The following is an 8,103-nucleotide window of genomic DNA, read 5'->3' as shown; positions in this document are numbered from 1 at the left end:
AGTGGAAGGCCGCGCTGAACCAATTTATTATCCAATTCGAAGATCGGGTCACCGATCAACTATGAAGGCGGGCGGTTACACAGAAATCGGGACAGGCTCTACTGCGATACCATACGCCGCCGGGCCGTCAGTGGTCTTCTGAGACCACCATAAGCCTGAACGAGCGAACAAGCGAACGAGCAAACCAGCCAACGAAATGATCCAACTCTCCGGCATCACCCTCCGCCACGGCCCCGAGCCGCTGCTCGAGGACGCCTCGACCACGATCCATCCCGGTCAGAAAGTCGGGCTGGTCGGCGCCAACGGCAGCGGCAAGTCCAGCCTGTTCAGCCTGCTTCTCGGCGAAATGTCCGTGGACCAGGGGGAAGCCTCGCTGCCCGACGACTGGACCATCGGCTATATGGCCCAGGAGATCGAAGATCTCGACAAGGCGGCCATCGAGTACGTGATCGACGGCGATCAGCGCCTCAGGGAAGCTGAAGCCATGCTGGAGAAGGCGGAAGCCAAGGCGGACGGCCACGCCATCGCTGAGGCGCATGCAAGCCTCGACGAAGCCGGCAGTTACACGGCGCGCTCGCGAGCCGGCTCGCTGCTCAACGGTCTTGGCTTCGCAACCGAAGCGCACGAAAAGCCGGTGGGCAGCTTTTCGGGCGGCTGGCGCATTCGCCTGAGCCTGGCGCGGGCCCTGATGACACCGTCGGATCTCCTACTGCTCGACGAACCCACCAACCACCTCGACATGGAAACCGTGGTGTGGCTCGAGAGCTGGCTCAGGCGATTCGAGGGCACCCTCGTCGTGATCTCGCACGACCGCGACTTTCTCGACAATGTCGTCGATCGCATCGTGCACATCGAACACCGCCAACTGAACACCTACACCGGCGGCTACAGCGACTTCGAGCAGCAGCGCGCCGAACGCCTGGCCCAGCAGCAGGCGACCTTCGAGAAGCAGCAGCGCCAGATCGCCCACATGCAGAAATTCGTCGACCGCTTTCGTGCCCAGGCGAACAAGGCGCGTGCGGCCCAGAGCCGGCTCAAGGCGATCGAACGCATGGAAAAGGTCGCACCCGCGCATGCCGACTCTCCCTTCGACTTCGTCTTTCCCGAGCCGCCGCGCGCGTCCAACCCACTCATTCATCTCGACGACGTGCGGCTGGGCTACGGCGAGACGGTCATCCTCGACGGCATTTCGACCAGCCTGGCACCGGGCGATCGCGTCGGGTTGCTCGGTCTCAACGGCGCCGGTAAGTCGACCTTCGTGCGCGCCCTGGCCGGCGAACTGGAACCCATGGCCGGTCAGATCACGCGCACGCGCAATCTCAGGATCGGCTATTTCGCCCAGCACCAGCTCGAACAGCTTGATTCGGCGGCCAGCCCGGTCACGCACCTGCAGCGTATCGCCCCGGACGAGCGCGAGCAGAAGCTCCGGGATTTCCTTGGCGGGTTCGATTTTCGCGGCGACATGGCTACCGGTCCGGTCGCCCCCTTTTCCGGCGGCGAAAAGGCTCGGCTGGTACTCGCCCTGCTGGTCTGGCAGGCGCCCAACCTGCTGCTGCTCGACGAACCCACCAACCACCTCGACCTGGACATGCGCCACGCCCTGACCGTCGCGATGCAGGGCTTCGAGGGCGCCGTGGTGACCGTCTCCCACGACCGCCACCTGCTGCGCAACACCGTGGACGACTACTGGCTGGTAGCCGACGGCGGTGTGCGCCGATTCAAGGGCGACCTCGACGACTACCGGCGCTGGCTGGCCGAGCGCTCAAGCGCAACGGACGGACCCGCTTCCTCAAGCCCGGAGGACTCAACGCCGCATACCGCCGGCGCCCGCAAGGCCCGGCGCCGCGACCAGGCCGCCCGCCGGGCGCGCATCAAACCACTGCAAAACCGCGTCGACAAGCTCGACCGCCAGCTCGAGCAGACCAACCGCGCGCTGGTCGACATCGAGTCCGAGCTGGCGGATTCGGGTCTCTACGAAGAAGAACAGGCCGACCGGCTGCAACAGTTGCTCGCGCGCCAGGCCGAACTCAGACAAACGCTCGATTCGATCGAGAGTGAGTGGATGGAAGCCGCCGAGGCGCTCGAAGCGGAACGGGCGACCGGCTGATTCACGTCAGCCGTTCGGGTTCGATCTTGTCGCTCCTTGCCGAATCCTTTATGTTGAACCGTCGTTTCTGAGGGCCCCGACACGTGACCACGCTGCTTGCCATCGGTGACATGCACCTGGGACGCCCGCCCGCGGCGATTCCCGAGGATCTGCGTGGCCGTCGCGACGAGCTGGGTCCCGAAGTGGCCTGGTCTAGAGCGGTCGACGAGGCGATTCGCCGCCAGGTCGATGCCGTGATCCTGGCCGGCGATCTGGTCGACCACCGTCGGGATTTCTTCGTTGCTTACGGCCAGCTCAAGGCCGGCGTGGAGGAACTCGCCGCGGCCGGCATCCGCATTCTGGCCGTCGCGGGTAACCACGACACGGAGATCCTGCCGCGACTCGCCGGTGAAATCGAGCATCTGGAACTGCTGGGCCGGGACGGACAATGGCAGACGCAAAAAGTCGACAAAGTCACCATCCTGGGCTGGTCCTTTCCGCGCCCGCAGGTTCGCCACAGCCCGCTGGAGAGCATGCCCAAGGCGCGAGAGAAGGGAACCGTCATTGGCCTGCTGCATTGCGATCTCGACAAGGTCGACAGCCCCCATGCACCGGTCGCCCGCCGCGAACTGGAAGAGGCTCCGGTGGATGCGTGGCTGCTGGGCCACATTCACCGCCCCGATAACCTCGACGACGATCGCCCGATCGGCTACCTCGGCTCGATCTCGGCGTTGCGCGCTTCCGAAACCGGGCAACGCGGACCATGGCTGGTACAGGTCGAAGGCCGGGACATCGCCGCCGACCATTTGCCCATGGCGCCACTGCGCTACGAAGCACTCGACGTCGACTGCAGTGCGCTCGAGGACGCTGCCGCGTTGGGCGAGACCGTGCTGAGCGCCGTGCGCGAAAATCTTCGCCCCCTGGCCGAATACGACCACCCCCCGACCGCGGTCGGGCTGCGCATCACGCTCACGGGACAGACCCCTGCCGCTGCAAGCCTGGGTTCTGCCGCCGCCGAGCTGGCCGCCGATGGTCGCTCCTGGGAAGAGCACGGCATGGCCTGTTTCGTCGACAAGATCGAGTCGGTGGTCGTGCCGAGGCTGGACCTCAAACGCCTGTCGCGCCAGTCCGACCCCAGCGGCCTGCTCGCGCGCCGCCTGCTGGCGCTGGAATCACCCGAGGACGAGGAGTACCAACGCCTGGTGCGCCTGGCCCGGGAGTCCATGTCGCCGGTGCTGCAGGCCCGCGAGTTTCGCGACCTCGAAAGCGAGCCCGATGACGCCGCCATCGCCGCCTGGCTGCGCCGGGCCGGGCGGCTCGCCCTGACCCGCCTCGTTGCCCAGCGCGAGGAAGCGGGATGAAGCTGGAGCGAATCGACATTCGCAGCCTGGCGGGGCTGGAAGGGCCGGTCTCGATCCGCTTCGAGCCCGACGCGATCAATTTCATCACCGGCCCGAATGCCTCGGGCAAATCGAGCATCGTGCGCGCGGTGCGCGCCCTGCTCTACCCGGAACTCACCCCCGGTTTCTGCCACATTCATGCGCGCTGGCGCGTGGGCGAACACACGCTCGAGTGCGAGCGCCACGGCGAGCAGGTCACCTGGCTCGAGGGCAGCGAGCCGGCACCACCGCCATCACTCCCCGGCAGCGAGAGCATCGGCGCCTACCTCATCAGTTCCGAGGACCTGTCCCGCTTCGGCGACACCGATGCGCACATCGCGACCCAGATTCGTACGCTGCTGGCCGGCGGTTACGATCTCGACGCCGTCCTCGCGGAGCCACCGCTGACCCGTTCGCCACGACCGCAAAAGCGGGCACGGGAACTGGGCGACCTGGTTCGGGCGATCGAGGACAAGCAGGACGAATACGCGGAGCTCCAGGACGAACTCGACACGCTCGACGCGCTGCAGCGCGAACTCGAGGAAACCGGCCTTGCCGCTGGCGAGCTGCGTGCCTGCGAGGATGGCCTTGCCCTGGCTGACGCCATCGCTGCCAGAACCGCGCTCGAGAACACCCTCATCGAGGAATTTCCCGGCGGCATGGACCGCCTGCGCGGGGACGAGCTGACCCGGCTCGACCAGATCGAGGAACAGATCGCCCAGCGACGCAAGGACCTGGGGCTGACCAGGGAGTCACTCAATATCGCGGAGGAACGGCTGGCTGCCGGCGGCGGCGTCGATCCGCAGCAGCTCGAGGCCGTACAAGCCGAACTGGCCGACCGCCGCGACGAACTGGCCGATATCGAGCGCAGGATCGACCAGCACGCCGCGGCACTGGACCAGGCCATGCGCCAGCGAAAAACCGCCGGCGAACGATTCGGCCGCCTGAATGCCGATGCCCAGCCCGAACTGCCGCTCGATCAGCTCGAAGACTTCGAACGACAAGTCGATCGCGTCCTCGACCAGCGCGAGAAAGTGCGCTCGATCAGCGCCGAACTGGCACGCCTGCATGTGCCGCGCTCGGATGCCGCCGACGCGCCCGAAATCCTGCGCGACGCTCGCGACGCATTGTCGGAATGGATCGAACATGCCCGCCTCAGTGGCCTGGAAGGCCTGCTCTGGGGCGGATTGTCACTGGCCGGCGCAATGGCCGGCTGGCGCCTGCTCGGCCCGCGCTCGGTCGAACCCTTCAGCGAACTTATCCTGCTGATCCTTCTTGCCGTCGGCGTACCGGCATTCATGCTCGGTCGCTTCATCCTGCGCTTTCGCTACCTGGGCACGGCGCGGGCCCGGTTCCTGGCGACCGGCGTGGAACCCCCGCTGGGCTGGAGTGAGGAAGAAGTCGAGACCCGGCTCGAGCGACTCGAGCAGGAACTGGAGTCGGCAACCAGCCGGCAGGTGCAACACAATCACGCCGGCGAGCTGCGGGAACGGCTCAACGAGGAGCGAGCACGACTCGAAGAAGCACGCGCGAAACTGCTGGCGGCAGGCGAAGCGCTGGGCCTGAAGTCGGAAACGCGGCTGGAGACGAGCTTTCTGCTCTGGGCGCGGCAACTGCACGACTGGCAACAGGCCGACCGCGCAGTGGCGCAATACCAGCACGAGCTCGAACACGACCGCTCGGCCCAGGCCAAAAGCCGAAACCAGGCGGCCGAACTGCTCAAGCGCTACGGCTTCGACGAGATCAAGGATCTCTCCAGTCGCAGCCTGGCCAGCGTGCTGCACCAGCTCACGCCACGCATGCGCACCAATGCCGAGCTGCACAACGAAATCCAGGCACAACGCAATCGCTTGGGCGAACTGGAAGCCGATGTCGAAATGCTGCAGCATCGCCACGCCCAGGTATTCGAGCAGGCCGGCATCGACAGCGACGACCGCGACACCCTCGTTCAACGAATCGAACAACACGAAGAGTGGCGTCAACTCGAGCAGAAGCGCCGCGACCGCTCACTGGAAGTGTCCCGACTCGAGCAGAAACTCGACGCCGACAAGGAACTGCTCAACCAGGCCCGGGAACAGCAGCGCGAGGCCCTGGCCCAGCGCCACGAGGAACTGGCCGAAAAAGCCAAGCGCCGCGACGAACTCAACCGGCACATCGCCACCATCCACACCCGACATGAGGACCTGGTTCGCCGGCGGGAGCTGCAGTCTCTGACCGGCGAGTACGAGCAGCAGCGCGAAGCCTTGGCCGACGAATTCGACCAGCACATGCTCGCCGCCGCCGGGCAGACCCTGATCGAGGACGTGCGCATCGCCCATCAGGCCGACAATGAACCGGCCGCCCTCCGGCGTGCTGCCCACTGGTTCGAGCGCTTCACGCATCATCGTTATCGGCTGCAATTTCGCGGCGAGCGCTTCGAGGCCTTCGACGCCCGCGCCGAACAGCCGCGCTCACTGGCCGAGCTGTCCACCGCCACCCGCACCCAGCTGTTGCTGGCCGTCAGGCTGGCCTGGATCGAACAGGCCGAGCGCAATCGCGAGCCGCTTCCGGTATTCATGGACGAAGTTCTGACCACTTCCGATCCGGATCGCTACCAGCTGGTGGTCGAATCGGTGCAGGAAATCGCCGCCGGCGGACGCCAGATGTTCTACCTGACGGCACAGAGCGACGAAGCCACGGCCTGGGCCGCCTGGGTCGACAAGGGCCCGCAGCCGCACACCGTCGACATGGCCGAAGTCCGCCGCGGCCAGATCGAACCGCTGAGGCTGTCCATGCCGGCCGGCGAACGCCGCCGGCGCGACGTCCCCGATCCAGGTGAGCATTCCCCGGAGGATTGGGCACGCGAGGCCGGTATCGGGCCGATCAGGCCCTGGCTGGGAACGGGCATGATCGAGGTGTTCCACCTGCTTCACGACGACCTGGCGCTGGCCGCGCGCCTGATGCGTCTGGAACTGTCGCGTGTGGGCGAACTGACGGGCTTTCTCGACAGTAGCGACGACGCCGACTTGCTCAATGCCGGTGAGCGCAAGATGCTCGAGCGGCGCTGCAATGCCGCGGCGCTGATCCTCGACAACTGGCGCGCGCGACATCACCGGCCGGTGGATGCCGGCGCCCTGGCCGCCTTCGGGCAGATCACCGACACCTTCATGCCGCGGGTGCTCGACCTGCTCGAGGAAGTCGACGGTCACCCACGGGCGCTGATGGAAGGTCTGCGGCAAGGCCGCGTCAGCCGTTTCCGTACCGACACGACCGACGCACTGGAACAGTGGCTGGCCGACAATCGCTACCTCGCCAGCCGAAGCGAAGCGCCCTCGATCACCGCCGCCGAACTGGCCAGTCGAACGGGGCTGAGCCCGGAAGAAGCCGCTGAACTGCGCGAATGGATCGTCAGCGCCATCGACGATCCGCTTCAAGACAATGCCTAACTAACCCGTAGCGATCGGGGCGAGGCCTGTTGTCGCGACTTCGACGCCGCCGAGGAGCGCAGGGGCAGTCGGAAAAAGCTCCGCCGATGTTTGAGCACTGGGCCGGCAGGCCCAGTGTGAGTTGAGGCGGAGCCCGACTGGCCCGAGCACCACAGGGAACTCAGCCGCGAATCGTTCGCGGCTGAGCAAGTCGCACGAGCGACAACAGGTCTCGCCCCGATCGCGGCCCTACAAATTCCTCCCATAGAACAACTCCTGCATCTCCTGTCGCATGCGCTTTTCAATGCGATTGCGCTCGCGCTTTTCGAGATCCTCGGCATTGATGCCGAAAAGGTAGTTGTCCAGGTCGAAATCCTTCAGCCGCATCTTGGTATGGAAGAGGTTTTCCTGGTAGACATTGACGTCGATCATCTCGTAGGCCTTCTTCGTGTCGCGGCTGAAGTAATCCTGGATCGAGGTGATCTTGTGGTCGATGAAATGCTTGCGGCCGCGTACGTCGCGGGTAAAACCGCGCACCCGGTAATCAACGGTGACGATGTCCGATTCGAAGCTGTGGATCAGGTAATTGAGTGCCTTCAACGGCGAGATCACGCCGCAGGTCGCCACGTCGATATCGGCCCGGAATGTACAGATGCCGTCGTGCGGGTGGCTTTCCGGGTAGGTGTGTACCGTGATATGAGACTTGTCGAGATGCCCGACTACCGACTCCGGCAAAGGACCGGGTGCCGCCGAAACCGCATCGCCGGCATCGTCGACCGGCTCTTCGGCGATCAACATCGTTACGCTCGCGCCCTGGGGCTCGTAGTCCTGGCGGGCGATATTGAGAATATCGGCTCCAATGATGTTCGAGACGTCGGTCAGGATCTGCGTGAGCCGTTCGGCATTGTAGGCCTCGTCAATGTAGGCGATGTAGTCGTGACGCTGCCCTGAGGACGTTGCGAAACAAAGATCATAGATATTGAAGCTGAGCGCCTTGGTCAGATTGTTGAAGCCGTGCAGCTTGATGCGGCGTGAAACCATAATTTAAGAATCCTGTACCTGGCGCCGGTAAAAGCACGCAATTATCAACCATTGACCAGTCCCGTTTCCACCCCGAAATCCGCTACACTGCCTTCCAAGACAGTGTTACGCGTTTGACGCGCGTCACGACCCGGGGGCAAAATTGCGGGCAAGAGGCCGCACCCCATGCCCGGGACGGCGCATGAAGGGCGGC

4 protein-coding genes are annotated in these 8,103 nt (G+C 65.1%); 3 read left to right on the top strand and 1 reads right to left on the bottom strand.

Translation table 11 applies throughout. The features are described 5' to 3' along the window. The first annotated feature begins 196 nt into the window (after window positions 1-196). The 3 genes from ACDC66_RS02720 to ACDC66_RS02710 all read left to right on the top strand — a co-directional run bounded on the left by ACDC66_RS02720 (window position 197) and on the right by ACDC66_RS02710 (window position 6,890). Entirely contained in the window at window positions 197-2,107 is a 1,911-nt protein-coding gene (locus ACDC66_RS02720; protein WP_376695133.1) for an ATP-binding cassette domain-containing protein, read from the top strand. An 83-nt stretch (window positions 2,108-2,190) separates the two neighbouring features. Then, window positions 2,191-3,447 carry a metallophosphoesterase family protein gene (locus ACDC66_RS02715; RefSeq protein WP_376695132.1) on the top strand — a complete coding sequence of 419 codons (1,257 nt, stop codon included), beginning with the start codon at window positions 2,191-2,193 and terminating at the stop codon, window positions 3,445-3,447. Continuing rightward, the gene (locus tag ACDC66_RS02710) at window positions 3,444-6,890 is read left to right on the top strand and encodes an AAA family ATPase (protein ID WP_376695131.1); all 3,447 of its coding nucleotides are present in this window, start codon (window positions 3,444-3,446) and stop codon (window positions 6,888-6,890) included. Before ACDC66_RS02715 ends, ACDC66_RS02710 begins: the two co-directional genes overlap by 4 nt. A gap of 228 nt (window positions 6,891-7,118) precedes the next feature. On the opposite strand, the gene speD is transcribed toward ACDC66_RS02710, so the two are convergent. Further along, complete coding sequence (speD, locus tag ACDC66_RS02705) at window positions 7,119-7,910, bottom strand: adenosylmethionine decarboxylase (protein WP_376695130.1); 792 nt, start codon at window positions 7,908-7,910, stop codon at window positions 7,119-7,121. Window positions 7,911-8,103: the final 193 nt, after the last annotated feature.

Source organism: Wenzhouxiangella psychrophila, assembly GCF_042310375.1.
Lineage (GTDB): Bacteria > Pseudomonadota > Gammaproteobacteria > Xanthomonadales > Wenzhouxiangellaceae > Wenzhouxiangella.
This window is presented reverse-complemented; position numbering and strand designations above follow the sequence as displayed.